This is a genomic window from Paracoccus yibinensis (assembly GCF_030846195.1).
In the GTDB taxonomy this organism is placed as follows: domain Bacteria; phylum Pseudomonadota; class Alphaproteobacteria; order Rhodobacterales; family Rhodobacteraceae; genus Paracoccus; species Paracoccus yibinensis.
Map to the genome: position 1 here is coordinate 1 of NZ_JAVCWH010000002.1, position 26,710 is coordinate 26,710.

The following is a 26,710-nucleotide window of genomic DNA, read 5'->3' on the forward strand; positions in this document are numbered from 1 at the left end:
ACCATCACGCCTTGACCACTGAATGACCGGAAATCCATAGTCAGAGGTGGCTCACTTCTCGATGGAAATGCCGGCTCAGTTCTGGGTGGAAATCAACAATCTCCACCGCTACGACCCGCAGCTACACGCTGCCCAACACCTCGTCAGAACTCGCGATCCTTGCGGGTACCCAGACCTTCACCGGGAACAAGACCTTCTCAGGGACGCTGACCGCCTCGGGCACTGTGACGGTCTCGGCGGCCTCGGCCAGCATCGGCACAGCGACGACGACCGCCACATACGGCATGGGCACCGGGGCCACGACCACCGGCGTCACCAAGACCGTGAACCTCGGGACGGGTGGCGCGTCGGGGTCGAATACGGTCGTCAACATCGGTTCGGCCACCGCCGGGGCCGGGGGCACGACCGTCATCAACACGCCGATGGTCACCTTCGCCAATGCCGTCACGCAGGTCGGCATGCCCCAGGCCAACCTGACTGCGCAGCTGCTCGGCCTCGGCGGGGCAACGGCAGACAGTTACAATCGGGTTTCGGTCAACACCCCAGCGCTCCTGTTCAACAACGCCGGGGCCGGGATCGAGGCCACGGTCAACAAAGCGGCGGCCGGGAACGATGCGGCCTTTGCCTTCAAGACGGGCTTTTCCGCCCGCGCGCTGATCGGCCTTCTCGGCAGTGACGACTTCAGCTTCAAGGTCAGCCCGGATGGCTCGACCTTCTTTGATGCGATCCGGATCGACCGCACCAGCGGCCAGGTGGAACTGCCGCAGCCCACGGTCCTGCCGGGACTGGCCGCCGCCCCGCCTCCGCCGCCCGCAGGCAAGGCCGCCATCTACGCCCGCAGCCGCGCCGGGGCGCCGTGGATCGACGTGATGCGTCCCTCCGGCCGCGACTTCCCGCTGCAACCCCACTTCGGGGTGAACCGCATCGCCAACTGGTCGCCCTCTACCGGCACCACGATCAACAGCGAAGGCCTGCCTATCACCTCGGTCGGCACCGTTTCCACGCCCGCACTGGCCGCAACGAACCTCGCCACCTCCATGCGACGCTGGCGACTGACCTCGGCGGCAGTCGTTGACTCAGTGGCGGATCAGCGCTCCGCAGGCTGGGCCTGCTGGCGCGGCAATGCGGCGGGGCTTGGCGGCTGGACCTTTGTCACGCGGCTGTCGCTGACGACCCTGCAGGCGACCGGGATGGGGTTCTTCGGTCTCTACGGATCCACGGCCGCGCTGGCGACGACGTTGACCTTGGCCGCCGTGGTGAACTGCATCGGCATCGGCTTCCAGCGCGGCACGCACACCCGATGGCAGCTGGTCGCGAACGATGGAACCGGGGCCCCGACGCAGACCGACATGGGGGCGAGCTTCGCCATCGCCACCGGCGGCGTGCTGACCCTCTACATCGCCGCCCCGCCGAATGGCAGCTCCGTCTGGGTGCGCATCGTCGACGAGGTCTCCGGCGCAGTCTTCGAACAGGAGATCAGCGCCGATCTGCCCGCCGCAACCCAGTTCCTGTCGCCGCGGCTCTTCCTCAACACCGGCGCAACGGCCGCCGCCGTCGCCTATGACTGCGCCGGGGTCTATGTCGAGACGGACTTTTGATCTGCAGGCATGAACGCCAGCGTGTGTGAATGCCGGGCCGGGCGGCATCGCATCGGGAAGCGCCAGACGCCTCGACCGGAGCGACACGCCCGGCCCGGATCACAGGTTCACAGATTCAAAGAGCGGCAGGGATTCGCTGCGCCGGAATGGTGGCACGGCAATGCCACATCTGTCCCGTGGGGCGATGGGCACAATTGTGCACCCTGCACCTTCTAGGCTTCACCGATGCCAGCAGTGACAAGTTGTGAACTTGTCGCGCCAAGCAGCTCAGTCAATTGCAGACGATTCAGCCCCAATACCCACGACCAGACCATTGGATTGCTGCTCGCTGCAGCGGCGGGGCAAGCAGCGCGAGCAGCACCCCGACAGCGTGCAGGGATCTCGGCCGGCGTAGTGCTGGCGCTGCTGACCGGCATCATCATCAAGTTCAAGATCTTCGACGGCGGCCGGGAGTCGCGCTCAGTCCCCGGCCGACGACTGGCGCCGGAGAGATCCCCGACGCCGATCGCTCAACGGCTCATCCGCCGTAGACGATGCCATTCGGACGATCGCCGACCGGCACCGTGCTCACCACTTCCTGCCTCTCGACGTCGATGATCGACACGCTGTCATCGGCGATGTTGGTCACGAACACCAAGGCACCGTCCGCCGATGCCGAGACGCCATGTGCGCCGCCACCGGTGGTGAGGGTTTTCACCACCTGACCGGTCGCGGTGTCGATCACGGACACGGTGTCGTTCGGCTCCGCGTCGGTGCCCTGGTTGGCCACATAGACATAGGCTCCGTCCGGGGTCGCGAACATCTGGATCGGATTCGGCCCGACATCGATCCTGTCCGTCACCTCGCGGGTAGAGGTGTCGATGACCGCCACACGGTTTTCGTCCCGAAGCGAGACGTAGACCTGAGCGCCCGAAGGCGTGAAGCCGACCTGGACCGGCGCTGCGCCCACCGGAATGCGCGCAACCTCGGAGAGCGCCTGCGTGTCGATGACGGACACGGATCCGTCCTCGACATTGGCCACATAGAGCTCGGTCTCATCCGGGCTAAGCCGCAGGCCGTGCGGATAGTCGCCCGTCGCAATGCGCCCGATGACCTCGGCCTTTTCGAGATCAACCACCGCGATCTCGTCGCCGCCCGACAGCGCGACAAACGCGCGCCCCAGCCGGTCCGCAACAACATGCGCCGGGTGGGAGCCCACGGCGACGGTCGCCTTGGGCGCGGCGATGTTCTGCGGATCGAAAATGACCAGCAGACCCTCGGCCGCGCCTTCCGCGCCATGCCCGTGCCCGTCCGCGCCATGATCTCCGCCGGCAGCAGGCTCGCCAACCGCCAACAGCAGCTTGCCATCGGGGGTCAGATCGACGTTGTGAGGAGCGACCGGGATCGAGACGGTGTCGACCGCTCCGGTGCCGAGGTCGATGGCGCTGATCGAGTTGCCGCCTTCATTGGCGGAATAGACGGTTCCACCTGTCTGACCCAAGGGTGCCGACGCCTCGCCGGCATTCGCCGTCAGCCAGGCCTGCATTTCGGCGATCTCGCGCTCCTGCGCCGCGATGATCTGGGCGGCCCATTCTTTCGTTTGCGGATCGTCCCCATATTGCTGGACGATCCTGGCCATGTCGATCGCACCCAGATGATGCGGGATCATGCCCCGGACGAAGGCGACATCCGGATCGTCGGCCATGACGCCGTCCATCATCGGTCCGTGCATCGCATCCATGGCCTCGATATTGGCCCGAGTGAAGTCGGGAAGGCTTTCATTCGCCGGAGCCGCCTCGGCGTGCGGCGTGGCCATCATCCCGCCCTGCATCATCTGCTGCATCGCGCCCATGCATTCAGGAGTCATGGCCTGCATAATGGCCCGGCACTGCTCGGGCATCATCCCTTGCATGCCGGTCATGCCCTGCATGTGGGGCATGTGGCCTGTGGGAGGCGTCGGCGCGGGCACCTGCTCCGCCTGTGCGGGCGGGGTTGCCGGGTGGTGGGTGTCATGCTCGGCCTGAGCGAAGGCAGCGCCCGCCAGGCCGGAGAGGATGCTGGCGGAAAGGGCGAATACGGTTCGATTCATTGATTTCATCCTTTGGTTCCGAGAGCCCCGGCCCGGATTCGCGGACGCGGTTCTCCGTTCTGTTCGTCGGTTTCTCGGGTTGGCGCGGGGCGGCCGGAGACATCTCGGGATCTCCCGACAATTCCCGGCGCTCACGCCGCGATCAGACGGGGCGGCTTCAGGATTCCTTCGGGGGATCGCCCGCAGAAGTCACGGCGCAGACCGAGAAAAACCTCACTACTTGCGGATACGCCCAACGCCGGCGGCTCGACGGGAACGGCGGCGATCAGACAGGCTTGGCAGCAGTCCACCAGACTGACGCCGCTGTCAGCACTGACGCAGCCAGCAGTTGAACCAGCGCCATGGTCAACCAGCATGTGATGCTGGGTGCAGTGGCCTGCCGTGGCGGCGCTCTGTTGCTGGTGGATGGCGTGTCCGGCTGGGCCGGCATGTGCCGGCGCCTGCAGAACCAGGGCGCCGATGGCAAGCAGCAGGATGCAGACTGCAACCTGGCGCAATCGGCCATACCCCGCCCGAAAAGCAACTCGTGCACGCTCGCTCATGCGCCACCTGCCTTCTCGGTGACCCGCGAGACCGATGCGTTGCCGCGTTCACATCGCGCGCCACCAGCCGTCAAGAGACCGCCCCGCTGACGGATGCGAGCCGCCTCGGCCAGGTACTGCTTTCGATCATGCGCAAACTGGGCGGTCATGTCGGGCCTGCCTGTGTCAAATTTCCCGTGAACCGAGGAAGCGCCCCAAGCTGCGGGTGGTCTGGCCGAACAGGAACGCTTCGTAGGGTTCGGGATCCACGCCCGGAAAATCCATGCCAGGCGAACCGGCGGGCATGCCGGGAACGGCCAGCCCTGTCGCCTCGGGCCGCTCCGACAGAAGGCGGCGGATTGCTTCGGCGGGGACATGGCCCTCGACCACATAGCCGCCCACCTCGGCGGTGTGGCACGATGCCAGATCGGCCGGCACGCCGAGGCGTTGCTTGAGGCTGTCCATGTCGGCGGACTCCACTACCCGCACAGGGAACCCCGCCGCCTCGATATGCGCGACCCAGCCGTCACAGCAGCCGCAGGTCGGATCCTTGCTGACGCTCACCAGCGGCAGCGCTTCGGCATGTCCCCGCCCCGGCATCGACATCAGCAAGGGCAGCACGCCGACAGCGGCCAGAATGGTGCGCCGGCTGATGTTGTGATCGTTTCTCATCGTCAAACCTCGTTTCGTGGATTGCATTGTCTCGCCGTCACGGTCGGGGCGCGACGCACGAAGGGGTGAGCAGGTACGCATCTGCCGCGGCACGACGTCGGCATGTGCGTGCGCGGGTTCGGCTGTTGATGCCGCACGGCGATCACAGCTTCACCCTCCGCAGCCGGGCGGCATTGGCGATCACGCTGACCGAGGACAGCGCCATGGCGGCAGCGGCGATGATCGGCGACAGCAGGATGCCTAAGAACGGATAGAGCACCCCCGCCGCGACCGGCACGCCAAGCGCGTTGTAGATGAAGGCGAAGAACAGGTTCTGGCGAATGTTGCCCATGACCGCTTCCGACAGCCGGCGGGCGCGGACGATACCGTTGAGATCGCCCTTGAGCAGGGTGACGCCGGCGCTTTCCATTGCCACATCGGTGCCGGTGCCCATGGCGATGCCGACATCGGCGGCAGCCAGCGCCGGCGCGTCGTTGACGCCGTCGCCGGCCATCGCCACCACCTCGCCCGCCGCCTTGTGCCGCGCGACGACCGCGCTTTTCTGATCGGGGAGAACCTCGGCCTCGACCTCGTCGATTCCGAGCCGGCGGGCGACGGCCTTCGCCGTCGTCCAGTTGTCCCCCGTCAGCATGACCACGCGGATGCCTTGCGCCTTGAGCGCGGCCAGCGCCTCGGGCGTCGAGGGCTTGACTGGATCGGCGATGGCAAAGATTGCCGCGAGGCGACCATCGACGCCCATGAAGATCGCGGTCGCCCCGTCCGCGCGCAGCCGGTCGGCCTCGTTGGCCAGCGGCGCGACATCGACGCCCTGCTCGGCGAGAAACTTCGCGTTGCCAAGTGGGATGCGCTTGCCCTCGACGGTGCCATAGGCGCCCTTGCCGGTGGGCGAGTCGAAATCCGCAACCGGGGCGAGGTCGAGACCGCGCTCCGCGGCGGCGCGGACGATGGCGAGCGCCAGCGGATGCTCGCTGGCCCGCTCCACACTGGCGGCAAGCCGCAGTGCCTCGTCCTCACTGAAGTCAGCAGCCGGAACGATGGCGGTGACGGCCGGCCGGCCTTCGGTCAGGGTGCCGGTCTTGTCGACAATGATGGTGTTGACCTTCTCCATATGCTCCAGCGCCTCGGCGTTCTTGATCAGCACGCCCGCCTGCGCGCCACGACCGACGCCGACCATGATCGACATCGGCGTCGCAAGTCCCAACGCGCAGGGACAGGCGATGATCAGCACCGACACGGCAGCGATCAGACCGAAGGAGAAACGCGGCTCCGGGCCCCAGATCGACCAGGCGATGAAGGCAAGCACCGCGACCAGGATCACCGCCGGCACGAACCAGCCCGAGACCTGATCGGCCAGCCGCTGGATCGGCGCGCGGCTTCGCTGCGCCTCGGCGACGAGCTGGACGATCTGCGACAGCATGGTGTCGCGGCCAACCTTCCGCGCCTCGATCACCAGCGCGCCGGACTGGTTCATGGTGCCGCCGATGGCGGTGGCGCCGGCCTCCTTGGTTACCGGCATCGACTCGCCCGTCACCATCGATTCATCGACGGCGCTGCGGCCTTCCAGCACCGCGCCGTCGACCGGGACTTTCTCGCCGGGCCGCACCCGCAGGCGGTCGCCGACGTGAACGCTGTCGAGCTGCACCTCCTCCTCGGTGCCGTCGTCACGAATGATCCGCGCGGTCTTGGGCGCAAGGTCCAAGAGCGCGCGGATCGCGCCGCTGGTGCTTTCGCGCGCCCGCAATTCCAGCACCTGACCCAGCAACACGAGCACGGTGATGACCGCCGCCGCCTCGAAATAGACCGCGACCGACCCGTCATGCTCGCGGAACGCGTCCGGGAAGATGCCGGGCACCAGCGTGGCGACGACGCTGTAGATCCACGCCGCCCCGGTGCCCATGGCGATCAGGGTGAACATGTTGAGGCTGCGGTTGACCAGCGACTGCCAGCCGCGTTGGAAGAACGGCCAACCGGCCCAGAGCACGACCGGCGTCGCGAGGATCAGTTGCAACCAGTTCGAGGTCAGTTGGCCGATATAGTGGGTCAGGCCAAGAAAATGGCCGCCCATTTCGAGGACCACCACCGGAATCGTCAGCGCCAGCCCGATCCAGAACCGGCGCGTCATGTCGATCAGTTCCTCGTTGGGCCCGACCTCCAGGCTGACCAGCACCGGCTCCAGCGCCATGCCGCAGATCGGGCATGACCCCGGTCCGACCTGGCGGATCTCGGGGTGCATCGGGCAGGTGTAGATCGTCCCCTCCGGAACCGGCTCGGCCTTCTCGGTCGCCGCTTCCGGATCCAGATAGCGGTCCGGGTCTGCCAGGAACTTCGTTCGGCATCCGGCCGAGCAGAAGTAATAGGGCCGGCCGCCATGCTCGGCCTTGTGCGCGGTCGTGTGGGGATCGACCATCATGCCGCAGACCGGGTCCTTGACCTTGTGGGCTGTGTCCGGCGCGGCGGCCGCGTGGTCTTGCGCGTGATCGTGCACATGCCCGTGGGTCGAACGAGCGTGCGCATGTTTCTGGTGATCGTGTTCGGTCTTGCTGGTCATTTCCACGCCTCCTCGGCGTTTCATCCTGAGCTTGCGTTTCACCTGTTCTGCGCTTTCCAACCGCTGGAAGGTCAAGAGGCGATCGGGAAGCTTGAAATATTGCCCGTTGCAGGTTCTCCGCCGAGGGGCGCTGACATGCGGCGCCCTCGGCATTGCGCGGTCATGTGCTGACCGCGATCTCGGTCATCATGCCGCTGGCCAGATGCGGCATGTGGTGGCAGTGCAGCATCCAGCGTGCCGCCTCGCCTGCGTCGAGCGCGATATCGACCATCGACATCGGCGGCACATAAACGGTGTCGCGCCGGGCACCCGCGACGCGCCGTCCGTTCAGGCCGACGACCTGGAACACATGGCCGTGCAGGTGCATCGGGTGCCCCATCATCGACATGTTGTGGAAGGACAGCACCACCCGCTCGCCCGACTTCGCAGTGACCCGCCTGTGCTCACCCCAGGTGGCGCCGTTGATCGTCCAGACATAGGGCTGCATCTGGCCACCCAGCATCAGTATCTGGCTGCGATCGACCGGACGCTCGGTCAGCGGATCGGCAGCCATCAGCCGCGACTCCTGTGCCAGATCGGTGTCAAAGGCGGGGGTATCGGTGTCGGCGAGGCTCTCGACGCGCCGAACTGCGGCCCCCGGCGTAGCGAGGATCAGGCCGGTGCGTTCGCGTGCGCCTTCCCTCAGCGCCAGAATCGGCCAGGCGCCGCCTTCGGCTGGCAAGTCGATGTCGAGGTCCAGGCGCTGCCCCATGGCAAGACCGAAGCGATTGCCCGCGACGGGCTGCACCGGATGCCCGTCCACGGCGATCAGCCGCGCCCGGGCGGCGCCGGTGTCGATCCAGAACACCGTCGCGGCGGCGGCGTTGATGACGCGCAGCCGTACCCTCCCGCCGCGCTCCACCGCCACCACCTCCGGGTCGGCAAGCGTGCGGTCATTGGCGAGATAGGCGTCCCAGTCGTAATCGTTCAGGTCCATGGCCATGCCGCCTATCGCCATGCCGCCCATGGAGCCGTGGTCCATCCGCTGCATCGCGCCCATGCCCATCATGCCGGACCCCATGGCCTGCATCCCGTCGCCGTGCCCCCCGTGGCTGCCGCCACCGCCGGCGCCGATCTCGGCCAGCACCTCCTCGGGGGTCTTGAACGAGAAATCGTGCAGGAACAGCACGACCTCCTGCCGGTCGGCGGTCAGATCCTCGGGAGCGCGCATGATCAGTGGAGCGGCCAGCAGTTGCATTTCCTGCAGCGGAACATGACTGTGCATCCAGAAGGTGCCGGGCAGCGGGGCGAAATCGAAGGACCGCGTCTCACCCGGCGCGATGAGCGGCAGCGGCATGTCGGGCACGCCATCCTGGGCATTGGGCGGGATCTGCCCGTGCCAATGGATTATGGTCGGGACGTCGAGATCATTCTTCAGATCGACCCGGAACCGCTGGCCGGGATCGAGGGTCAGCCCCTGACCGCCGGGGCCGGCAAGGCCGAAGACCGTGGCCGCCCGCCCGCCGATGTCGAGCGTCCTGCGGGTTGCGGTCAAGGCGAGTGGGGCCGCCTCGGCATAGGCGGCACGGGGAAGATGGGCGGCTGCCAGCACGGCAGCGCCTGCGGCCAGAAAGCCGCGACGGGTAAGATTGTTCATGTTCGTCTCCTCGGGACTGCCGTCCCGCATGTCAGGTCCGATGGGCCGCCGCGGGCGAGGGCCCGGGGCGAGATCAGAGGAGACGGATCTTGGGAGGTCGTTCGTTCAGGCCCGGACCCTGCCCGGGAGCATCCATGTCAACCGGCAGGGTATGGGCGGCGCGCGGGCGATCCTCGATTGCCGCGTCCGGAACAGACGCGATGACGCCGGGTACACCGGCACAGGTCATGGCACAGGCGGCGGCATCGCTGGTGCCGCAATCCGATCCCGTTCCGCAATCGGCGCTGCCGGTATCTGGCTTCACCATCATGTGGCTGTCATGGGCGGCCGCCATTGTGCCATCCAGCATCGTGCGCGCCGCATGCGCCGCCGTCATCGCCGTGACGACGGCGAAGGACAGGACGACGAGAAGCGCGACTATGCGACCAAACATGCGACGAAGATAGGAAGACCGGTCGCAATTGTCCATTGCCGCCAATGCCGCAGGCTTGCGCCCACATGAACGAAATCGTGATGATCGTGATCCATGACGGAAGATTCGGAGGAGCGATTGCGCGGGATTTCCAGAACACATCTGGTATTTGTGATGGCAGTATCGCTCTCCCTTGCGCTCCTGTTCATCTGGCAATTCGGCAAGAATCACGCGACAAGCGCTGACTCTACCAGGACGATCGAGGCCGGGCGCGGACTCTATGCCGATCACTGTGCATCGTGCCACGGGGCATCGCTGGAAGGACAGCCGGACTGGCAATCCCCGCTGCCCTCCGGCCGCCTGCCCGCACCACCACACGATGCCAGCGGCCACACCTGGCATCACTCCGACGAACTTCTGTTCCGCATCGTGAAGGAAGGCACCGCCGCTGTCGTCGGGGGCGGCTATGAAAGCGACATGCCCGGGTTTGCCGTTGTGCTGAGCGATGCGGAAATCCGGGCGGTTCTTGCCTTCATCAGGAGCACCTGGCCCGAACGTGAGCGTCGATATCAGAGCGAAGTTTCACGCCGGGACTGAAGGTCCGGGAGCAACGGCCCGGCAATATGGTCAGCGGGCTGACGCACTGATGGTTCCAAATGGAGTCACTCTGGCGGATGCCCTCGGCGTCAAAGCCGTCAGGCTTTCTGCGGCTCGCTCTCGAACCACGGATCACGCCGCATCGCGTGTGTAGGAGGTAACGATGCCGCCGAGCTGGCGCCGGCAGCAGATCGGGCCGTCGCGGGCGGGGCGAAAATCCACCTGAAGCACGTTGTTCCCGATGTCCCGGCCGCGGTGCGGACGCTCGACATTGTAATGGCGCACCCATGTGCGCAGGATATAGTCGAGCTGCGACCGGCTGAAGCAGACGAAGAAATCGAGGCATTCGCGCTTGATGGTGCCGATGAAGGATTCCGCAAAGGCATTGGCGTTCGGCGCCCGGTGCGGGATCTGGATGACGCGGGCGGCTTCCGACGCCCAGACGGTATCGAAGCTGGCGCTGAACTTGGTGTCGGCGTCGCGGATCAGGAAGCGTGGTGTGATCCCCTCTTCCGCGCACCACATCAGCGTGTTGCGGGCCTGCTGGGTCACCCATGCCGAGTCGGGGGCGTAGGTCGGGGCGCTGCAAAACACGCGGCGGCTGCCAAGGTGGATGAAAATCAGCGCATAAGCCGTCAGCGGCCCACGGGCGGTCAACACGGCCTTGGTGAAGAAGTCGCAGGCGACCATGCTTTCCATATGCGCCCTGACGAAGGTGCTCCACGGCAGGGCCGGCTTCTTCTTTCGCTTCTCGGGGCTAGGGTGGATGCCCGCCTCATCGAGGATGCGCTTGACCGAGTTGGCGCCTGCATAGAGCCCAAGCTTTTTCAGCTCGCCGGCGATCCGCTTGTAGCCCCAGAGGAGATTTTCCGAGCCGATGCGAATGACGACGTCGCGCAGCTCCTGCGTCAGGCGCGGCCTGCCCACGGCCTTGAAAGCGCGCCCATCACGCATCTGGGCAAGCCAGCGCTTGTAGGTCGCGGGCCTGGCCACCTCCATGAGCCCGTCGATATCGTGTCCGCACTCCGCCCCGATGCGCAGCAGCTCGGATTTCTCGGCGGGCGACAGGATGATCCTTTGCGCCGGGATGCGGGCCCGGAGAATATGGATCTGGGCCTTGAGCAGCCGCATCTGCGCGTTGTGCCGCGGCATGAAGAACCGGGCCAGGAAGACCAGAAGGAGGGAAAACGTCGAATTCATCTTGCCGGGCTCCACCACGGCGCTTAAAGAATTGCCGTCATGTCAATGCGATGAGACGTGCCTACATTTTGGCACCCCTCTCAGGAAGGCCAAAAACGCGCGGGACGGCTGATGGCCGTCGTGAATCCACGGCGCGCCGCAGCGGGCAGGTCAGTCGATCTCTCCATGAAGCCATAATAGCCCCGATCATCCGTTTCGCTGCCAGTCGCGCCTGAACCAGATGACCATTCAAACCATCACCAGCGTCATATAAAACAATGGCTTATATGGCAGAGAAGGTTCGACGTCAGACCCATCCCCTCCGGTAGTTCTGGACCTGGCAAAGGCCCAGACCTGAGAGTAGCGAGTCAACTTCCAAGCACGAGCTAAGCAGACTGATAAGCCGTTTTCATCACCGTGTAGAACTCAGCCGCATAACGCCCTTGTTCGCGTGGGCCAAAGGAAGACGCCTTGCGCCCGCCAAAAGGCACGTGGTAGTCGACACCTGCCGTCGGCAGGTTCACCATCACCATACCAGCCTCGACCCGGCGCCGGAACTCTGTGCCGTGCCGCAGGCTGGTGGTGCAGATCCCGGCTGATAGACCAAATGCAGTGTCGTTAGCCACGGTCAGGGCTTCGTCGAAATCCTCGACCCGAATGACCGAAGCGCAGGGTCCAAAGATTTCCTCTCGGCTGATCCTAGCGCTATTGGTGGTTCCTAGGAACAAAGCGGGGGCCTGATAGAAACCAGGCTTGTCCCGTTCAAGCCGCTGTCCGCCAATCACTTCGGCAGCCTCGCTGCGGGCCAATTCGATATAGAAAAGGTTCGATTCAAGCTGATGTTGATCGACCACCGGCCCGATCTGGCTGTCGGCTTGCAAGGCATCGCCAACCCGCAAAGCCTGCATTTCGCGGCCAAGCACATCAACAAAGGCATCGTGGATGCCCTTCTGGACAATCAGGCGCGAGGACGCGGTGCATCTTTGCCCAGTCGAGAAAAACGCGCCGTTCAGGCAGGCCTGAACCGCCGTTTGAAGATCCGCGTCATCCATCACAACCATCGGATTCTTGCCGCCCATCTCGAGCTGGACCTTCCGGCGCAGTTTCCCGCAGGTCGCGGCGATGCGTTCGCCGGTGGCGGCCGAGCCAGTGAAGGACACCGCATCTATCCCAAGGTGCGATACGAGCGCATCGCCCACCACCTTTCCTGGACCCATCACGAGGTTGAAGACGCCGGCCGGGCAGCCATGCTTGTGCAGAAGCTGCGCGATCACATGTGCGCAGCCGGGTGTCAGTTCTGCGGGTTTCAGGACCACACAGTTGCCGTAAGCAAGTGCAGGGGCGATCTTCCAGGCCGGGATTGCGATGGGAAAGTTCCAGGGTGTGATCAGCGCAACAACGCCCACCGGCTCTCTAGTCACGGTAACGTCGATACCGGGTCGGACCGACTGCTGGGAATCGCCGGTCAGGCGCAGCGCCTCTCCGGCGAAGAACTTGAAAACTTGACCTGCCCGAACCGTTTCGCCAATAGCCTCGGGCAGGGTCTTTCCCTCCTCGCGCGCCAGTAGCCGCCCGATCTCGTCCTTGCGGGCGAGTAGTTCGGTGCCCACAGCGTCCAGCAGGTCGTGGCGGACCTGCGGACCTGCTGCGGACCAAGCCGGAAAGGCGGACCGGGCGGCCTCGACAGCTTCGTCTACGGCGGTCAGACCGGCGGAGGCATAGTGGCCCACGATGTCACGGGTATCGGAGGGGTTAACGTTGGGGCGCACGTCCTCGCCCGGAAGCCACTCGCCGCCGATCAAGTTGCCATGGATGTCGTTCATGTCTTTCATGGTGTTCTCCTGCCGCGTTCAGGCGGCGATGCGGTAGCGGACCAGCCGGTCCAGCAAGGCGGTGGCCGAGGGGTCCAGCTGGGTGAAGGGCGGCAGCACGTTCTGCCAGTCGGGATTGGCGGTGCGGCGGGCCACCAGATACTTGACCGCCGGGATCAGCGGGCAGCCCGAAATGGCTGCGCGCAGGTCGGCGATCTGCGGGGCCAGGGCGGTCTCGCCCTTCCAGACGCGGGCGCAAAGGGGGGCGGTATGGTTCACCGTGGCCGAGATGCAGCCGGCGAAGCCGTCCTGGCGTCCTTCGGCCAGGGTGGTTTCGGAACTGGGAAAGACCTGAAGGCCGGGAAGCCGCGACACCAGGCTGCGGCAATAGGCCAGATCGCCCGAACTGTCCTTGATCCCGTCAAAGCGGCGCGGTGCGGCCTTGTGCAGGGCCACGATCACCGCCTGGGGGATGACGAAGCCGGTCATCTGCGGGAAGTTGTAGAACCAGACCCGGATCGGCCGGTCGCCAAGCGCCGCGTCAAGGGCCAGATACCAGGCGATCAGCCCTTCTTCCGTGGGATTGTAGTAATAGGGCGGCAGCACCAGGGCCACCGGATAGCCCAGGTCGTCGGCATAGCAGGTCAGGTCGATCGTTTCCCGGATCGAGGGCGTGCCGGTGCCCACCATCAGGCGGCTGCGGTCCAGGCCTTGGGCGGCATGGCTCATGACGACCCGGCGCGTGGCGCTGTCCAGCGAATTCGCCTCTCCGGTCGAGCCCAGGATGTTCAGCCCATCGCACCCGTTCAATAGGCCCCATCGGGCGTGCTCCAGGAAGGCCCCGGCGATGAAGCCGCCCTGCGCGTCGAACGGCGTCGGCACCGCGGCAATGATTCCCTTCATCTCATTCTCCTTCAGATTGCCTGCTCAAGCAGACGGGGACGGACCGGCAGGTCGGGATGATCCCGCCGGGGTGTCATGGCGCGGGACCAGCCGCCGGGCTCGTCCATCTCTCCGGCGTCGTTCAGGAAGACCTCGCGGTTGATGCGCGCGAAGATGGCGTTGCCGGCGTCCAGTTCGTCCTCGTAGCGGATCGCATCGACCGGGCAGATGCTTTCGCACATGCCGCATTCGATGCACTCCGTGGGGTGGATGTAGAACATCCGCTCGCCCTCGTAGATGCAGTCGACGGGGCAGGACGTGGTGCAGATGCCGTCCTTGACGTCGATGCATTGGCCTTGGATGACAAGCGCCATCGCCGCTACCTTCCCCGCCAGACGGGCGCGCGCTTTTCGCGGAAGGCGGTGACCCCTTCGACCGAATCCTCGGATGTCAGGGCCGCGATCAGGGCGGGGCGGCGCAGGTCGCGGGCTTCCTGCGGGTTCAGATGGGCGGTGGACCGGATGGTGTCCTTGATCGCGGCCACCGACAGCGGCGCGCAGGACAGGATGTCGGCCACCCAGGCATCGACCTCGGCGTCCAGGCGGTCGGGGGACACGACCGCGTTGACCAGCCCGAAGCGCGCGGCGTCCTCGGCCGACAGCATGCGGCCTGTCATCATCAGCCCGGCCGCGATGTTGCGCGGGATCAGGCGCTGCAAGACGACCATGCCGCCGTCCAGCGGCAGGCGCCCCACCCGCGCCTCGGGCAGGCCGAAGCGGGCATTGGTCGAGGCGATGACGATGTCCGCGCCCAGCACCATCTCGAACCCGCCGCCAAGGGCCAGGCCGTTGACGCGGGCGATGACCGGCACCGTCAGGCTTTGCCGCAGGGCGATGCCCCCGAAGCCGTCGGGATTGGCCGCGCCCCAGTATTCCAGCCCGCTGAGCCCGTTCGCGGCCTTCATGTCCGCGCCCGCGCTGAACGCGCGGTCGCCTGCCCCGGTCAGGATCACGCAGCGGATGTTGTCGCGGGCCTCGATGTCGGACCAGACGCGGTTCAGTTCGGCATCGGTCGCGGCATCGACGGCGTTCATCCGCTCGGGACGGTCGATGGTGACGCGCGCGACATGATCGGCAATGTCGAAGCGGACGCTCATACCGCCTCCTTCCGGGCCACTGCCGACAGGCCGAATTCGCGGATCACCTCGTCGGTATGCTCTCCCAGGCGCGGCGGCGCGTGGCGGATGACCAAGGGGGCCTCGCTCAGATGGACGGGTGAACCGACCAAGGTAATCTTGCCCAGGACCGGGTGATCCAGGTCCACCAGCATCCCGTTCGCTGCCGTCTGTGCGTCGTCCAGGGCCTCGCCCAGCGACCGGACCGGGGCGCAGAGCAGATCCTGCTCCTCCAGCCGTTCGATCCAGTGGGCCGTCGTGTTGGTGGCAAAGGCGTCGCGGAAGCGGCTTTGCAGATAGGGCTTGTTCGCGCGCTGCGCAGCCAGGTTCGGATAGGCGGGCGACAGATCCTCGATCTGCAAGGCAGCGCAGATGTCGCGCAGCGGATGGGGCTTGAAGGCGCCCACCACCACCACCGCGCCGTCGGTCGTGTCGAAGACGCCGGTCAGCGGCATCGCGGCCCAGTTCAGCACCTCGCGGTGCTTGGACCATTGCGCGGCTTCCTGCATCTGCATGGCGATCATCGAGTCATAGAGCGAGACGCCGACCTTTTGCCCGCGCCCGGACTTGGCCCGCGCCAGCAGCGCCGCAAGGATCCCCTGCACCAGATGCATCCCGGCGGTGTAGTCGCACAGCGTCGTGGGATAGATCGACTTCGGCACCGCCGGATCCTGGGTCTTTTCCATCACCCCGGTCATCGCCTGCGCCAGCACGTCCTGGCCGCCCTTGTGGGCATAGGGACCGACCTCGCCAAAGCCCGTGCCCGAGGCGCAGATGATGGCCGGGTTGATCCGGGACAGCGTGTCGTAATCAAAGCCCAGCCGCTTCATCACGCCGGCGCGGAAGTTGTCCACTACCACATCGGACTGCGCGACCAGGTCATAGATCATCTGCCGGCCGGCCTCGGACTTGGTGTTGATCTCGACCGACCGCTTGTTGCGGTTCAGCGAGGCGAAGACGGCGTTGTTCATCGCCTCCTCGCTCGGCTCACCAAAGAAGTTGCGCGACAGGTCGCCTTCGCCCGGGCGTTCGATCTTGATCACGTCGGCACCGAAGTCGGCCAGCATCTGCGTGGCGCATGGCCCCATCATCACCTGCGTAAAATCGAGGACGCGAATCCCGTCCAGCGGAAGGTGCTGTTTGGTCATGGTGTTTCCTTTCTTCAGGCGGCGGCGGTGGTTTCGATCAGGGCATTGGCCGAGGGCACGTCGCCCGGATCGGCACCCTGCGCCCGCATCTGCTTCTGGATGGCCCGGACATCGACGTCGCGCAGCGCGCAGCCGGCCTGAAGCGCCTTGGCCACGGCGACGCCGGCGGCCTCGCCCTGGGCCATGCAGGGCGGGATCTCCCGCGACTGCTTCTGCGCCTCGCTTTCGACGGAATAATGCCTGCCCGCAACAATCAGGTTGTCGATGCCGCGCGGCAGCAGCGCCCGGTAGGGGGTATAATAATCCCGGCCCCGGCAGACTGAATCCGCGAAATGGCGGCGCTTCTTCACGTCTTCCTTGGTGACGATGTATTCGCCCTGAAGCAGCCGGGTCTGGCGGATGCCCATCTGTTCGGCCGCGCCCAGCATCTTGGCGTTCTCGAAGCCCGGCAGGTTCGCGCGGGCAAAGTCCAGCAGCGCCATCATCCGGCGGCGGCCTTCGTATTCGGCCTCGACCATGTGTTCGGGCGACAAGCCGTCGTATCCCGGCATGTGCGGGCAGTTGCACCACACTACGCCCGGCAGCGGCGTCTTCAGCCACCACATGCCCCAAGCGCCGCCGATCACCCGCCGCGCCTGGCGGTCAAGCGCCTTGAACGCCTCGGGGTTGTCGTATTCGAAGGCCTCGGCCTTGGCGGTATCCACGTCCATCAGCCGGAACACGGTCGTGACGATGAACTGCCCGGTCGCGAAGGACGCGCCGGCCGAGGCCGCTACGTCCAGGTCGCCCGAGGCATCGACGACCATCTTCGCCCGGATCGCCTGGCGGCCCAGCTTGGTCTGCACGATCACGCCAGTGACGCGGTTGTCTTCCACGATGGCTTCCGAGAACCAGCTGTGGGTGCGCAGCTCGATCCGGGCCTCGCCGACCAGATCCAGGCTGACGCGCTTCCAGGCGTCGGGATCGAAGGCGACCGCGTGGATGATCGGCTGCGGCATCCCCTGCTTGTGAAAGTCGATGCAGCCCCAGCGGGCCCATTTCCGCCACATCTCCCAGTTGGTCAGGCAATCCTGGGGCGGGGGAAAGACCGCGCCGTCCTGGCGCTGCATCCGGTCCACGAATTCGCTGACGATGCCGGTGGTGACGATCTCGGTCCCGTCATTCACCATGTCGTCCAGCACCAGAACCATCCCCCCCGAGGCCATGCCGCCCAGATGGTGATAGCGTTCCACCAGTGTCACCCTAGCGCCGTTGCGGGCGGCGGACACGGCGGCGGACAGTCCCGCCGGTCCCGCGCCGATGACCACGACGTCGGTGTCGGTGACGACCGGCACCTGTTCGGCCTTGGTGGTCAGAAATTCCCTGATGCGGTCGGTCATTTTGGACAAACTCCTCCTGTCACGCCGGGGCGGATCAGGCCCGCGGCGTCGAATTGTTGGTTGTTTCAAGCGGCTTCAGGTTACCAGCGGACGATCCGGCGTTCGGCCAGCGTGACCAGGGCGAACATCAGGACCGACAGCCCCGATGACATCAGCACGGTGGCGTAGAGCAGCGGCGAGTTGAAGTTGAAGGTCGCGTCGATGATGAGCGCCCCCAGCCCCAGATCCGCGCCCACCCATTCGCCCACGATCGCGCCGATCACCGATGTCGTGGCCGAGATTTTCAGCGCCGAGAACAGGAAGGGCAGCGACGAGGGCAGGCGCATCTTCCAGAACACCTCGGATTTCGAGGCCGACAGGATCCGCGCCAGTTCCAGTGTCTGCGGGCTGACCGATTGCAGGCCCCGCACCATGTTCACCAGCGTCGGGAAAAAGCAGATCAGCGCGGCGATCACCACCTTGGCGGTCATCCCCGGCCCGAAGATTAGAACCAGGATCGGCGCGATCGCCAGGATCGGGATCGTGTTGACGAATACGGCGATCGGGAAGAAGGCCCGTTCGACATTGCGCGAATGGACAAAGGCCACCGCGATGAGGATGGCGGCCAGGTTGCCCACCAGGAAGCCCGCCACGCTTTCGAAGAAGGTCGGCCAGAAGTTCTGCATCAGCAGCGGGAACTTCTCGACAAAGGTGACGGCGACGTCCGACGGTGCGGGGGCGATATAGGTGGGCACGCCGAAGGTCCTGACCCCCAGCTGCCACAGCCCGATCAGCGCCGCCGCCGTGCCGATCGGCACGATGGCCGAGACCAGCCGTTCCCTGCGTGCGGCGCTGCGGGCGGCCGCCTGGGGATCGGCGATGGGAAGGGTGTCTATGGCGGCCATCAGCAGGTCTCCAGAAGTTCGCGCAGGTGGCTGCAATAGCGGTTAAATTCCGGCGTATCGCGCATCTTCATCTCGCGCGGCTCGGGCAGGTCGATGTCGACGATCTCGCGCAGGCGGCCGGGATTGGCGCGCAGCATGATGACCTTCTGGCCCAGGAACACCGCCTCGGAGATCGAATGGGTGACGAACAGGATAGTCGTTCCGGTTTCGCGCCAGATGTCCAGCAGTTGCAGGTTCAGGCGGTCGCGGGTCATTTCGTCCAGGGCGCCGAAGGGCTCGTCCATCAGAAGAAGCTTCGGCTGGCACAGCAGCGCGCGCGCAATCGCCACCCGCTGGCGCATCCCGCCCGAAAGCTCGTGCGGCAGGGCGTTTTCGCGGCCTTTCAGGCCCACCAGTTCCAGAAGCTCGCGCGGGCTGCGCGGCCCGGTGGGGATCACGGCCCCGCGCTTGCGGCCGATTTCCAGCGGCAGTTCGACGTTCTTCAGCGCCGATCGCCAGGGCAGCAGGGCCGCGTCCTGGAAGACGAAGGCGAATTCCCGCGCCAGCCGGGCCTGCTCGGTCGTCTTGCCGAAGATCGAGACATCGCCGCCCGCCGCCGGGATCAGGTCGGACACCAGCCGCAGCAGCGTGGACTTGCCGCAGCCCGAAGGCCCGAGGATGGTGTAGAACGCGCCGGCCTCGATCCTCAGGTCAAGCCGGTCGATCGCGGTATAGGTGCCGAACCGGACCGACGCCGCCTTGAGGCTGGCCGCCGCAAGGGACGCGCGGGGTGTGTCAACCGGCTGGCCGACAAGGGTTTCCAGGGGTTCCATCATGCCGATCACCCGTATGCCGGCCGCGCCGCGGCAATTTCGTCCAGGACAGACAGCGTCATCACATCGTCAACGGAAGGGGTCGCGCCTTCAAACTGGCCCAGACGGTCATAGATGTCGATCTGCGCCTGCCAGTTCTCGCGCGTCATCGCGCCCCAGCCTTGGGCGCGCGTCGCGTCGTTGAAGCTGTATCCGATGACGGGTCCCACGGCCGCCATCTCGGCCTCCCGGTCCAGGTTGGGATAGCGTGCCAGTAGGATCTCGACGGCCGCTTCGGGATTGTCATGCACCCAACCCCAGCCACGGGCGATCGCGCGCAGCATCCCGCGGACCTGTTCAGGGTTCTCGCTGAGAGACTTGTCGGTGACATAATAGGGATTGGCGTAGAGCTTGATGCCCGCGTCCCACAGGGTCATGTCGACGCGATCCGGGCCCAGGACCGACAGGGCGCTGACATTCGTCTTCCAGCCGGTCACCACGTCGGCCTGCCCGGTCAGCAGCGGCGCCATGTCGGCGCCCATGACCAGCACGTTCACCTGATCCTCGGGGATGTCGTTGGCCGCCAGCAGCGCTTGCAGGAGAATGCGGGCGGTGCCGTTAGTAGCAACGGTCTTTCCAATCAGGTCCTTTGGTTCGCGGACGGGGTTCTTTTCGAGCGAGAAATAGGTGAAAGGATGCTGCTGATAGCCGGCAGCGATGCACTTGACCGGCAGCCCCTGCGACCGCGCCAGCATCAGCGACGGGCTGGAGCTGATCGAACCCATATGCGCGCGTCCCGACGCGACCGAGGCGACGCCGTCGACGTTCGGGCCCCCCGCGACGACCTCCAGGGCCAGGCCTTCCTCAGCGAAGTAGCCGTTCTGGTCTGCGGCCAATTCCCCCAGGATGCCGTTCCCCGCAAGCCAGCCGAGCTGGAGCTTGACGGTATGAAGGTCCGAAGCCCAGGCACGCTGGATGCTGATCCGGGTTCCTGCGAAGGCGGCGCCAAGGGCGGTCATGCCCCGCAACAGACTGCGCCGGTCGAGCTTTGTTCTGTCTCGCATCTTTCCATCTCTCTGCTGGGTGGGAGGGCGGCCCTTGTTTCGACCTTCTTCATTGACTCTATCGTTGCCCCCGCAGTGCAGGTAGAAGAAAGACCTGCCAACTGTGGTGCAGAAAACGCACCACCCCTATTTCCAGCGGGGCATGATGCACACTAGCTTTCTAAGATACTTCGACGAAGTCGCTCGCCAGCGATCCATCCGGAAGGCGGCACAACTGCTTAACGTCTCGTCGACCTCGGTCAACCGCAAGATCATCAGCGTTGAAGAGCGGCTAGGCGTGTCCATTTTCGATCGAACCCCCGAGGGAGTCGAATTGACCGCCGTCGGCGCGATTTTATTAGAACACTGCCGCACCGTTCTGCACGACTTCGAGCGGACAAAAATCCTCATAGATGATATGCGAGACCTGCGCACGGGCCATATCAACATTCACACGATCGACTCGATCGCCATGGGTTGCCTTCCGCGCGCGATCAACGAGTTCGGCAAGATTTACCCCGACATCTCAATCTCGGTCACGACCGCCCAACCCGAGGATGCCATCCATGCCGTGGCGACGGGGGCTGCTGAGATCGGAATTGCCTTCACGTTTACAGACCACCCTGGTGTCAGGCTGCTTTCGGAGAAATCCGCCCCCTTCGGCGTCCTCGTCCGTCCGGATCACCCGCTTGCGGGCCGAACCAGCGTCACAATTGAGGACATCCTGACCTACCGCCTAGTGCGCACTATCGACGCCAGGGGGGGCAATTCGATCATCGACCAGGCGATCAACACCTTAGTGACGCCCCTGTCGACCCATATTTTTACAAATACGCTTTTCTTGGCAAGGCAGATGATCCTGGAAGGTCATGGCATCGGACTCTATACAAAGATCGGCTTTTACGATGACGTTGAGGCCGGCTCCCTCCGCTTCGTGCCGCTGCTGCAAGAAATGCTTGTTAACATACGCGTAGGCATCTTTGTCTCCAGCAGCAGTTCGATTGATCCGGCCAAACGCCTTATGTGCGGTGCCTTGGCCCGGGAAATGGCAAGAATGCGCCTGGATTCCTGAAAGCCGCGGGCGTGGCTAACTATAGGCGCCAATGAAAGGTGGACTGAATGCTGTCGCCGCACTAGAAGGCGACCGACGCCGTCAGCACCCAGTGGTGCGCCGTGGCCGATCAAATCCGGCCCAAGGTGCCAAAGCTCGCCACACTGATGGAATGAGCCATCGTGGCGCCATCGGTTCGAGCCCGGTGGCGAATGCTGAACACGACGTGCTGGCCTACACGTCCTTCCTCAAGGAAAACCGGGCCGAGCTGCACTCCACCAACCCGATCGAGCGTCAGAACGGCGAGATCCAGCGCCACACCGACGTCGCCGGAATCTTCCAGAATGACGACGCCAGCGCCTGTCGGGGCTTTGCTCCTCGAACAAAACAATGAATGGGCCGTTCAGCGCGCCCGCTACATGACGCTGGCAACCATCGCTCCGATGGGGGATGATCCCGTCGTCAGCAGTGGCATCCTGATCAAGCAGGCCCGCGCCGAACATCACGGTGATGATCAGCGCCAGCTACACCTCCCCACAGGAAAGCATCACTGCGAACCCCTAATCCTCCGCCTACAAAGTCCGCCCAATCCTGCATCATCGGCCGACGCTCCTCGAGGAGATCCTCGCGGAAATAGGCAGCCTCCAGCGGCGGCAGACCATGGGCCAAGGCGAACTCGATAGCATCTTTCCGATACCGCCTTTGGAACCGCGCCCACCCCTTGAAGGTCGCCCGGAACCCCGTGCCCGGTGATCTCGGGATCGAAACGCTGGACCAGCTTGAGGACGGTTTTCTCGGACAGCACACCCGATTTCGTCCTTGCCTTGAAGAACAGGTAATCCCGCCCGCCATTGAGGCAGCGCAGGTTCTCGTGAACGATTAATGCCTGATGGCTGAGCGGCACCCGATGTTCTTGTCTCATTTTCATCTTTTCCGCGGGCGTGGTCCAGGTTGCCATCTCGGCATCGATCTCGTCGAAGCGGGCGAAACGGGCCTCACAGGTGCGCTTGGCAGTCAGCACGATCAGCATCGCCATTTGCCGTATCACCTCGCCACAGGGAACCTCGCACAGCCACGTCCAGAACTCGGGCATCCGCTGCCAGGGCAGCGAGCCGAAGTGCCGGGTCTTCCGCTGCACGCGCCCGTATGCGATCCCAGGATCGAACTGTGCCGGATTTCCTGCGAGACCGTGTTTCAGCCGGGCCAGTTCGAAGACCTCACGAGCACGGGCAAGAGTGCGTCGTGCCGTTTCATGCTTGTCGCGCCAGATGGGGCGCAAGCACTCGACGATGTCGTTGGTAGTGATCTCGTCCACGGGTCTGCGACCCAGCACTGGGAGGACATACGCCTGGAGGGTCGTCCAGTTCTAGGAGATGTGCTTCCCATTGCTGAGGCCCTGGCTTTTCTGCTGAAACCTGAGCTGCGCGACGTCAGCAAAGGTGGATTTCGGCGCCGCCACCGCGACCGCCTTCGGCTTTCGCCGTCCCTGCCGTTCGGCAGCTGGTTCCAACCCCTGCTTGCCTGAGCCTTCCGGCCTGCGCACCTCGGTATATTCAAGATCACCCCGGACAGCCGCACGGATCCTCTCAACGCTCCAGCTCCGACCAGACTGAGCCGTGCCCAGGATGCGCGTTCACGGGCCTGCTTCAGGCTCGTGGCCGGAAAGTCTCCGACGGAAACCCAGATCCGGCGCGGCAGGCAGGCCTCCGCAGGCAGAATAACCTGGAAGACCTTGCTGCCCGATGGATAGAGCCTGAGAAACAGGCCCGATTCATCGCCAAGGCGTTCCTTGTTTTTGCCGAATGTCGCGGCTTCGATCTGCGTTACTGTCAGCGGCATTGTTTTCCTTTCAGGCGCTACCCCGGTCAGGAAATGGTAACAGGCGGCGGTGGGCTGGGCTAACGAGCCATGAGAGCCGATGAGAACGCCTGACCGATATAGGTTAAGAGCATCAATGACTTGTCTGTCCGTGATGAGGTCGGATGATCCTCATAAGGAGCAATTATTGACTTCACCTGCTCCACCACATTCAGTTGCCGAATCCGTCCAAGGACCCCAATTGGGGCCTTTTTTCTTTTTATTTCAAAGGGTTTTGGTTGGGCTATCCGCCCTTCGGAGACTGGACGCTTGACGCAGAATGCGTCTCCGAATTGCCTGCGTCTCTCTTCGAGCGCCCCTCGATGGTCACAGGGCGGCGTGAAACATCCTCGCATGGGTTGCCGCGTTCATAGAATCGTGCCGTTCACGACATAATCTGATGGCGGAGACCGACACGAAAGCGAAGGACGGTCGGGAGGACGGCTACGGTGGCGGTCGAGACGCGGCGCATCACCGTGGACACGATGCGGATCGCCTCAGAATCCTTCCCGATGGCCGTGCCGCCCGAAGAGGCCGGCGTCGGGACCTGGACGAAGATCGGCCTCGACAACACCGATTACAACGACCAGGGGGCATTCGACGTTGCGAACAACCACTTCGTGGCGCCAGTCGACGGCACCTACCGCTTCGGCGCGACGCTTCTCTACAAGATCAACGCCAGAGCCACGGCCTGCATGCGCGGACGGCTGGTCCTGAACGGCACCACCGAAATCCGTGGCTCCCTCGGCGAAATCTCCGCCACCCACGTCTCGCTCGCCACCGCGATCTGGCTGCAGACCATGGTCCCGCTCACCGCAGGCGATACTGTCGAGTTGCAGGGGTATTTCCGGGTGGCGGACGGCTACTTCGCCGCCGACCACATGTCCTTCTGGGGCGCGAACGTCGGCTGAGCGGCAGAGGGAGGATCCAATGACACCACCCCAGTCCGATGACTTCGTGCGCATCCCCGACGCCGAGTTCGAGGCGATCCTGACCCGGGCGGCCGAGGAAGGCGCGAAGCGTGCGCTCGCCGATGTCGGTCTCGACGGCGACGAGGCAGCGCTCGACATCCGCGATCTGCGCTCCCTCGTGGACTGCATCCGGCTGGTGCGCCGCACCGCCATGCAGACCGCCGTCCGCATGATCACCACCAGCGTCATGCTGGCGCTGCTCGCGGGGATTGCCATCAAGCTCAAGATCTTCGGCGGCGGCCCGTAGCCGCTCACCATCCCATCCATCAGCCCAACCGCACCCGCCCTTGAGACGGGCTTTTCGTTTTGGAGGACCCCCATAACGATGACCTTCTACCGCCATTGGCGCGACGTGCCGGAGAGCGCCTGGCGCTGGCCGAGTTTCTCGCCCGCAGAAATCGCCTGCCGGGGCACCGGCAATCTGCTGGTCAACGAAGCTGCGCTCGACAAGCTGCAGGCGCTGCGCGACCGGCTGGGCAAGCCGCTGATCGTCCGTTCGGCCTATCGCAGCCCCGAGCACAGCCGCGCCGTGGGCGGCGCCACCCAGTCGAAGCACCTCGACGACGCGGCCTCCGATATCGCCATGGCGAACCACGATCCGGTTGCTTTCGAGGCTGCCGCCCGAGCCGTCGGGTTCCTCGGCTTGCGCGACAGCATCCTCGCCAGCCATGTGCCGGGTCGCGCAGAGGAATGGACGTGCCGCTTGATAATGACGCTGTTGGCGCCAAGGATCCGCAGGCGCCTGAGGGATCGTTCGCCCATCTTTGTCGTTGCCCAAGACGTTCCTTGCCGCCGGTCGAATGCTGCCGGGGCACCAGACCCAGCCAGGCGGCAAAGTCGCGTGCCTTGTGGACGTCTCGGGCGGCGGAGCCAGAAAAGCAATGGCCGTGGCAATCAGCGGGCCTATGCCCGGAACCGTCATCAGCAGCCGGGCGACGTCATTTCCCTTGGCGCGATGGGCGATCTCCGCATCGAGCCTAGCGATCTCTGCCTCCAGATGCGCAAGCGCCGCGATCAAGACCTTCGGCGTGCGATGGCATCGGCAGGCAGATCACTTTTCGGGTTCTCGACGAGGGCCACGAGTTTTGATGCGTTGGGCGCTCCCTGCGGCACGATCTGGCCGAACTCGGTCAGATGCCCCCCCAAAGCGCGTTGATTGTCTGTGTGCGCTGGCGGATCAGAAGCTCACGCACGCGGAAGACCATTGCCGCGCCTTGAGTCTCTTCGCTCTTCAACGAAACAAAGCGCATCGTGGGTCGCATTGCCGCCTCGCAGATAGCCTCGGCGTCCGCCATGTCGTTCTTCTGGCGCTTCACGAAAGGCTTCACATAGGCAGGCGGGATCAGCCGCACGTCATCGCCAAGATTGCCGATCTCACGGCCCTGGAACCGAAGGACCGCGCAGCGAAATGAGCGTCGCCACAGGCCTCCATTTCCACAACGCAACAGGGCAAGCTGAAGAACTCCAGCACCTGAGTGCACCGTATCCTTTTTGCGCAGAACCGCCCGCCCTGCGCCGTTGGCTCCATGCACCTGGAACACATTCTTCGCCAGATCAAGCCCGACGGTGATAATCTCCGACATGACCCGTCCCCTTTGTGGATCTTTGCAGACCCACCCTGGCACACAGATGCCGTTGGGGGCGGTCACATCATCAATGCCAACGGGGGGACGGTGGGTAACTCAATAACTCCCATCGCGGCACTTGGCCTGCCCGTTTCGAAAGATTTGAACCGAGGCCGCTGCAGCTCCTGCCATCAACCTGACATCGTTCGAAACGGTGACCATGTCAAAGCCCCATTCCTTGCCGCGGAGCGCGTAGTCTGGAGAGCCGCAATGCAGCGCCGCCCGCTTTCCCGCCCCGTGCGCTGCGGCAAGAACGCGCTGGATCGCCTCGATCATCTCGGGCTCCTCGCGATCAAATCCGGTGCGATATTTTCGTCCGGTCAAGGCCAGGGTCAGATCCGCAGGCCCGATGTAAAGACCGTCCAGGCCCGGAGTCGCCGCAATGGCGTCCAGGTTCTCCATGGCCTGGGCGGTTTCGACCATGGCAAGAACGACGATCTCGTCTTCGGCCCGCTGCCCGTAATCCGCACCGGCGGAAAAGACGGCCCGTCCGGGGCCGAAGCTGCGGACGCCATGGGGCGGATAGCGGGTATAGGACACCAGGCGCGCGGCATCGTCCGCAGTGTTCACCATGGGACAGATCACACCATAGGCTCCGGCATCGAGGATCCTCATGACCGCGACGGGATCCAGCCATTCCACCCGTGCCATGGGCGCGACCGGATTGCCCTGCATGGCCTGAAACATCCCGACAGCCGTCATGTAGTCGGTGACGCCATGCTGGAGATCGACGATCAGCCCGTCATAGCCCTGCGCCGCCATGATCTCGGCCACGAAGGGGCTTGGGATGGAGAGGAAGGCGTTCAGCGCACAGCTGCCACGCGCCCAGATTTCGCGAATACGGTTGGGCTTCATGGGTTCCC

General features: G+C 64.8%; 24 protein-coding genes and 5 pseudogenes. 7 read left to right on the forward strand and 22 right to left on the reverse strand.

Features of this window, described 5'->3' with window-relative positions; all coding sequences use genetic code 11:
• Positions 1-121: 121 nt before the first annotated feature.
• On the reverse strand, positions 122-292 hold the full coding sequence (locus tag RAH32_RS03625) for a hypothetical protein (RefSeq protein WP_306605229.1): 171 nt from the start codon (positions 290-292) through the stop codon (positions 122-124).
• A 166-nt stretch (positions 293-458) separates the two neighbouring features.
• Between RAH32_RS03625 and RAH32_RS03630 the strand changes: the two genes are divergently transcribed.
• The gene (locus RAH32_RS03630) at positions 459-1,598 is read left to right on the forward strand and encodes a hypothetical protein (protein ID WP_306606535.1); all 1,140 of its coding nucleotides are present in this window, start codon (positions 459-461) and stop codon (positions 1,596-1,598) included.
• Positions 1,599-2,115: 517 nt separating this feature from the next.
• Here RAH32_RS03630 and copM read toward each other — a convergent pair.
• From copM to RAH32_RS03660, 6 genes are all read right to left on the reverse strand, one after another.
• Positions 2,116-3,666, reverse strand: coding sequence for a CopM family metallochaperone (copM, locus tag RAH32_RS03635; RefSeq protein WP_306605231.1), 1,551 nt, complete (start codon positions 3,664-3,666; stop codon positions 2,116-2,118).
• A gap of 131 nt (positions 3,667-3,797) precedes the next feature.
• A complete protein-coding gene (locus tag RAH32_RS03640) occupies positions 3,798-4,208 on the reverse strand; it encodes a hypothetical protein (protein WP_155066096.1) in 411 nt (136 codons plus the stop codon).
• Positions 4,209-4,373: 165 nt separating this feature from the next.
• Positions 4,374-4,859: a DUF411 domain-containing protein gene (locus RAH32_RS03645; protein ID WP_306605234.1), complete on the reverse strand. Its 486-nt coding sequence runs from the start codon at positions 4,857-4,859 to the stop codon at positions 4,374-4,376.
• Positions 4,860-5,001: 142 nt separating this feature from the next.
• Complete coding sequence (locus tag RAH32_RS03650) at positions 5,002-7,407, reverse strand: heavy metal translocating P-type ATPase (RefSeq protein WP_306605236.1); 2,406 nt, start codon at positions 7,405-7,407, stop codon at positions 5,002-5,004.
• A gap of 160 nt (positions 7,408-7,567) precedes the next feature.
• Positions 7,568-9,043 carry a multicopper oxidase family protein gene (locus RAH32_RS03655; RefSeq protein ID WP_306605238.1) on the reverse strand — a complete coding sequence of 492 codons (1,476 nt, stop codon included), beginning with the start codon at positions 9,041-9,043 and terminating at the stop codon, positions 7,568-7,570.
• Between the two features lie 73 nt (positions 9,044-9,116).
• Positions 9,117-9,512, reverse strand: a complete 396-nt coding sequence (locus RAH32_RS03660; protein ID WP_306605240.1) for a hypothetical protein — start codon at positions 9,510-9,512, stop codon at positions 9,117-9,119.
• Positions 9,513-9,629: 117 nt separating this feature from the next.
• On the opposite strand from RAH32_RS03660, the gene RAH32_RS03665 reads away from it, so the two are divergent.
• Positions 9,630-10,052, forward strand: a complete 423-nt coding sequence (locus tag RAH32_RS03665) for a c-type cytochrome (protein WP_373429677.1) — start codon at positions 9,630-9,632, stop codon at positions 10,050-10,052.
• A gap of 132 nt (positions 10,053-10,184) precedes the next feature.
• On the opposite strand, the gene RAH32_RS03670 is transcribed toward RAH32_RS03665, so the two are convergent.
• From RAH32_RS03670 to RAH32_RS03715, 10 genes are all read right to left on the reverse strand, one after another.
• Positions 10,185-11,252 (reverse strand): integrase core domain-containing protein, encoded by a 1,068-nt coding sequence (locus RAH32_RS03670; RefSeq protein ID WP_306605244.1) that lies wholly within the window; start codon positions 11,250-11,252, stop codon positions 10,185-10,187.
• A gap of 365 nt (positions 11,253-11,617) precedes the next feature.
• On the reverse strand, positions 11,618-13,063 hold the full coding sequence (locus RAH32_RS03675; protein WP_306605246.1) for an aldehyde dehydrogenase family protein: 1,446 nt from the start codon (positions 13,061-13,063) through the stop codon (positions 11,618-11,620).
• 18 nt (positions 13,064-13,081) lie between these two features.
• Entirely contained in the window at positions 13,082-13,945 is an 864-nt protein-coding gene (locus RAH32_RS03680; protein ID WP_306605248.1) for a dihydrodipicolinate synthase family protein, read from the reverse strand.
• Between the two features lie 11 nt (positions 13,946-13,956).
• A complete protein-coding gene (locus RAH32_RS03685) occupies positions 13,957-14,298 on the reverse strand; it encodes a 4Fe-4S dicluster domain-containing protein (protein WP_306605250.1) in 342 nt (113 codons plus the stop codon).
• A 5-nt stretch (positions 14,299-14,303) separates the two neighbouring features.
• The gene (locus RAH32_RS03690) at positions 14,304-15,080 is read right to left on the reverse strand and encodes an enoyl-CoA hydratase-related protein (RefSeq protein ID WP_306605252.1); all 777 of its coding nucleotides are present in this window, start codon (positions 15,078-15,080) and stop codon (positions 14,304-14,306) included.
• Positions 15,077-16,246, reverse strand: a complete 1,170-nt coding sequence (locus tag RAH32_RS03695) for a CaiB/BaiF CoA transferase family protein (RefSeq protein ID WP_306605254.1) — start codon at positions 16,244-16,246, stop codon at positions 15,077-15,079. Before RAH32_RS03695 ends, RAH32_RS03690 begins: the two co-directional genes overlap by 4 nt.
• Positions 16,247-16,260: 14 nt before the next feature.
• Complete coding sequence (locus RAH32_RS03700; RefSeq protein ID WP_306605256.1) at positions 16,261-17,625, reverse strand: FAD-dependent oxidoreductase; 1,365 nt, start codon at positions 17,623-17,625, stop codon at positions 16,261-16,263.
• 80 nt (positions 17,626-17,705) lie between these two features.
• Positions 17,706-18,509, reverse strand: coding sequence for an ABC transporter permease (locus tag RAH32_RS03705; RefSeq protein ID WP_306605258.1), 804 nt, complete (start codon positions 18,507-18,509; stop codon positions 17,706-17,708).
• Positions 18,509-19,324 carry an ABC transporter ATP-binding protein gene (locus RAH32_RS03710; RefSeq protein WP_306605260.1) on the reverse strand — a complete coding sequence of 272 codons (816 nt, stop codon included), beginning with the start codon at positions 19,322-19,324 and terminating at the stop codon, positions 18,509-18,511. The genes RAH32_RS03705 and RAH32_RS03710 overlap by 1 nt, the downstream gene beginning before the upstream one ends.
• 5 nt (positions 19,325-19,329) lie before the next feature.
• A complete protein-coding gene (locus tag RAH32_RS03715) occupies positions 19,330-20,364 on the reverse strand; it encodes an ABC transporter substrate-binding protein (RefSeq protein ID WP_306605262.1) in 1,035 nt (344 codons plus the stop codon).
• A 106-nt stretch (positions 20,365-20,470) separates the two neighbouring features.
• On the opposite strand from RAH32_RS03715, the gene RAH32_RS03720 reads away from it, so the two are divergent.
• Positions 20,471-21,415 carry a LysR family transcriptional regulator gene (locus tag RAH32_RS03720; protein WP_306605264.1) on the forward strand — a complete coding sequence of 315 codons (945 nt, stop codon included), beginning with the start codon at positions 20,471-20,473 and terminating at the stop codon, positions 21,413-21,415.
• Positions 21,416-21,489: 74 nt separating this feature from the next.
• Positions 21,490-21,861: pseudogene (locus tag RAH32_RS03725) on the forward strand (transposase); the annotation flags it as partial.
• 80 nt (positions 21,862-21,941) lie between these two features.
• Here RAH32_RS03725 and RAH32_RS03730 read toward each other — a convergent pair.
• The 3 genes and pseudogenes from RAH32_RS03730 to RAH32_RS21480 form a co-directional block, all read right to left on the reverse strand.
• Positions 21,942-22,487 (reverse strand): tyrosine-type recombinase/integrase, encoded by a 546-nt coding sequence (locus RAH32_RS03730; protein ID WP_373429678.1) that lies wholly within the window; start codon positions 22,485-22,487, stop codon positions 21,942-21,944.
• 87 nt (positions 22,488-22,574) lie between these two features.
• Positions 22,575-22,745: pseudogene (locus tag RAH32_RS21475) on the reverse strand (phage integrase central domain-containing protein); the annotation flags it as partial.
• Between the two features lie 272 nt (positions 22,746-23,017).
• Positions 23,018-23,233 (reverse strand): annotated as a pseudogene (locus tag RAH32_RS21480) (Arm DNA-binding domain-containing protein); the annotation flags it as partial.
• Positions 23,234-23,700: 467 nt separating this feature from the next.
• Here RAH32_RS21480 and RAH32_RS03735 point away from each other — a divergent pair.
• From RAH32_RS03735 to RAH32_RS03745, 3 genes and pseudogenes are all read left to right on the forward strand, one after another.
• A complete protein-coding gene (locus RAH32_RS03735; protein WP_306605268.1) occupies positions 23,701-24,162 on the forward strand; it encodes a hypothetical protein in 462 nt (153 codons plus the stop codon).
• A gap of 19 nt (positions 24,163-24,181) precedes the next feature.
• Complete coding sequence (locus tag RAH32_RS03740; protein ID WP_306605270.1) at positions 24,182-24,469, forward strand: DUF6127 family protein; 288 nt, start codon at positions 24,182-24,184, stop codon at positions 24,467-24,469.
• A 78-nt stretch (positions 24,470-24,547) separates the two neighbouring features.
• A pseudogene (locus RAH32_RS03745) lies at positions 24,548-24,865 on the forward strand (D-Ala-D-Ala carboxypeptidase family metallohydrolase); the annotation flags it as partial.
• Here the strand turns inward: RAH32_RS03745 and RAH32_RS03750 are convergent.
• Both RAH32_RS03750 and RAH32_RS03755 read right to left on the reverse strand, forming a co-directional pair.
• Positions 24,802-25,805: pseudogene (locus tag RAH32_RS03750) on the reverse strand (IS110 family RNA-guided transposase); the annotation flags it as partial. The pseudogenes RAH32_RS03745 and RAH32_RS03750 sit on opposite strands and share 64 nt — an antisense overlap.
• Before the next feature lie 99 nt (positions 25,806-25,904).
• Positions 25,905-26,702 carry an HpcH/HpaI aldolase family protein gene (locus RAH32_RS03755; RefSeq protein WP_306605272.1) on the reverse strand — a complete coding sequence of 266 codons (798 nt, stop codon included), beginning with the start codon at positions 26,700-26,702 and terminating at the stop codon, positions 25,905-25,907.
• Between the last annotated feature and the right edge of the window lie 8 nt (positions 26,703-26,710).

Coding starts and splice junctions, on each gene's coding strand:
- RAH32_RS03630 (WP_306606535.1), top strand. CDS start 459: ATGCCCCAGGCCAACCTGACTGCGCAGCTGCTCGGCCTCGGCGGGGCA.
- copM (WP_306605231.1), bottom strand. CDS start 3,666: ATGAATCGAACCGTATTCGCCCTTTCCGCCAGCATCCTCTCCGGCCTG.
- RAH32_RS03640 (WP_155066096.1), bottom strand. CDS start 4,208: ATGAGCGAGCGTGCACGAGTTGCTTTTCGGGCGGGGTATGGCCGATTG.
- RAH32_RS03645 (WP_306605234.1), bottom strand. CDS start 4,859: ATGAGAAACGATCACAACATCAGCCGGCGCACCATTCTGGCCGCTGTC.
- RAH32_RS03650 (WP_306605236.1), bottom strand. CDS start 7,407: ATGACCAGCAAGACCGAACACGATCACCAGAAACATGCGCACGCTCGT.
- RAH32_RS03655 (WP_306605238.1), bottom strand. CDS start 9,043: ATGAACAATCTTACCCGTCGCGGCTTTCTGGCCGCAGGCGCTGCCGTG.
- RAH32_RS03660 (WP_306605240.1), bottom strand. CDS start 9,512: ATGGACAATTGCGACCGGTCTTCCTATCTTCGTCGCATGTTTGGTCGC.
- RAH32_RS03665 (WP_373429677.1), top strand. CDS start 9,630: ATGGCAGTATCGCTCTCCCTTGCGCTCCTGTTCATCTGGCAATTCGGC.
- RAH32_RS03670 (WP_306605244.1), bottom strand. CDS start 11,252: ATGAATTCGACGTTTTCCCTCCTTCTGGTCTTCCTGGCCCGGTTCTTC.
- RAH32_RS03675 (WP_306605246.1), bottom strand. CDS start 13,063: ATGAAAGACATGAACGACATCCATGGCAACTTGATCGGCGGCGAGTGG.
- RAH32_RS03680 (WP_306605248.1), bottom strand. CDS start 13,945: ATGAAGGGAATCATTGCCGCGGTGCCGACGCCGTTCGACGCGCAGGGC.
- RAH32_RS03685 (WP_306605250.1), bottom strand. CDS start 14,298: ATGGCGCTTGTCATCCAAGGCCAATGCATCGACGTCAAGGACGGCATC.
- RAH32_RS03690 (WP_306605252.1), bottom strand. CDS start 15,080: ATGAGCGTCCGCTTCGACATTGCCGATCATGTCGCGCGCGTCACCATC.
- RAH32_RS03695 (WP_306605254.1), bottom strand. CDS start 16,246: ATGACCAAACAGCACCTTCCGCTGGACGGGATTCGCGTCCTCGATTTT.
- RAH32_RS03700 (WP_306605256.1), bottom strand. CDS start 17,625: ATGACCGACCGCATCAGGGAATTTCTGACCACCAAGGCCGAACAGGTG.
- RAH32_RS03705 (WP_306605258.1), bottom strand. CDS start 18,509: ATGGCCGCCATAGACACCCTTCCCATCGCCGATCCCCAGGCGGCCGCC.
- RAH32_RS03710 (WP_306605260.1), bottom strand. CDS start 19,324: ATGATGGAACCCCTGGAAACCCTTGTCGGCCAGCCGGTTGACACACCC.
- RAH32_RS03715 (WP_306605262.1), bottom strand. CDS start 20,364: ATGCGAGACAGAACAAAGCTCGACCGGCGCAGTCTGTTGCGGGGCATG.
- RAH32_RS03730 (WP_373429678.1), bottom strand. CDS start 22,487: ATGCCCGAGTTCTGGACGTGGCTGTGCGAGGTTCCCTGTGGCGAGGTG.
- RAH32_RS03740 (WP_306605270.1), top strand. CDS start 24,182: ATGACACCACCCCAGTCCGATGACTTCGTGCGCATCCCCGACGCCGAG.
- RAH32_RS03755 (WP_306605272.1), bottom strand. CDS start 26,702: ATGAAGCCCAACCGTATTCGCGAAATCTGGGCGCGTGGCAGCTGTGCG.